1 protein-coding gene is annotated in these 1,447 nt (G+C 69.4%); it reads right to left on the reverse strand.

The features are described from left to right. Positions 1–12: 12 nt before the first annotated feature. Positions 13–1,329, reverse strand: a complete 1,317-nt coding sequence (locus ACFQS1_RS40410) for an ISL3 family transposase (RefSeq protein ID WP_378978362.1) — start codon at positions 1,327–1,329, stop codon at positions 13–15. Between the last annotated feature and the right edge of the window lie 118 nt (positions 1,330–1,447).

Raw genomic sequence — 1,447 nt, forward strand, 5'->3', positions numbered from 1 at the left:
GGCTCTTCGAAGTTAAGCGGGGTTGAGGTGTCCGCGGTGGCGGCGGGTGGTGGCTGCGCGGGTGCGTAGGCGCTGGTTTTCGGGGTTGCGGAAGCCGTAGGCGTTGCGGGCGAGGGTCTTGATGACGCGGTTGGTTCCTTCGGAGCCGGCGTTGGTGATGCCGGTGTGCAGGAACGCGAGGATCTGCGGCCACCAGGTTTCGATCGTGGTGGCGAGTCGGTGCAGTTCGAGCAGGCCGGAGTCGGCGCAGCGGGTGTAGAAGCGGTGTAGCAGCCGGTCGACGGCCTCCCGGCCCGGCCGGGTGCGGGCGAGTGCGAGTAGGTCGAGCAGGTCTTCCTTGGCGTTCCAGGCGGTCAGGATCGGCTGGCCGATCTTGGTGGGCAGGTTGCTGAGGGTGTCGGTCAGCCGGTCGACGTGTTTGCCGTGCATGCGGGCGGCTGAGCGGGTCAGCCGGTTGCGTTGCTGCCATTCCGGGTCGCTGGCGCGGCCTCGGCGGCCACGATGAGTCATCGTCATGCGGCGGCGGACCTCGGTGACGGCCCGGTTGGCCAGTTGCACGACGTGGAAGTGGTCCACGACCAGCAGTGCGTGCGGCAGTGCCTCGCGGACGGCGGCCTTGAACACGGTGCACATGTCGATCGCGACGGCCTGGACCTGCTCACGCCAGGCCGCGGGACGAGCAGTGAGCCAGTCGGTCACAGCCTTGCTGGTGCGGCCTTCGACCTGGGCGAGCAGCCCCTGCCCGCCGAGCAGATCCACGAAGCCGACGTGCCAGCGGTCGACGGTGGTGGTCCACGACGCGGTGACCTCGTCGAAACTCCAGCGGGGTTTGCCCCGGCGGACCTCGTCGATGCCGAGCACGCTGACCGGTTCCGGTTCGGCCGGCAACACCGCCTGGGCGTGCACGGTGAACGCCGCCGCGACGACCGGCCAGGATACGCCCAGGTCACGGGCGGCTTGCACGATCGTGCGGTTGCCGTCGGCGACGGCCGCTCCGGCGGCCTGCCGCAGCCGGGCGGTGAGCCGGGCTCGGGCCGGGACCTGGGCAACCTGCTCGGTGAACGACCGGCGCGGGCATCCGGGCTGGTCACAGTGCCAGCGCCGTTTACGCCACCGCAACCGGGTGACGCGCCCGGCGACGGGCAGATCCCGCGGCTGGGTGAGCACCCAGCCCTTGACCCGCACCGCCCGGGTTCCGCACTGCGGACAGCATCGTGCCTGCTCATCACCGGTGGATAGGTGGACGACCGGGGCACCTTCCGGGTGCAGCTCGACCCGATCCACTACCAGACCCTCCAAGCCCAGCAGCCGGGTCGTATCGTTGACCATGCTCGCAGCTCTTCACTTGTGACCATCCGAACTCGACACTCAGATGATCACCGAAGGGCTGCGAGCCCACATCTCCGGGGCGGATCGTCAACGCACCCCGCTTAACTTCGAAGAACCG

Origin of the sequence: Paractinoplanes rhizophilus, from assembly GCF_042664765.1 — a bacterium.
Lineage (GTDB): Bacteria > Actinomycetota > Actinomycetes > Mycobacteriales > Micromonosporaceae > Actinoplanes > Actinoplanes rhizophilus.

Excerpts from the sequence above, each read along its gene's own strand:
- ACFQS1_RS40410 (WP_378978362.1), bottom strand. The coding sequence starts at position 1,329 with ATGGTCAACGATACGACCCGGCTGCTGGGCTTGGAGGGTCTGGTAGTG.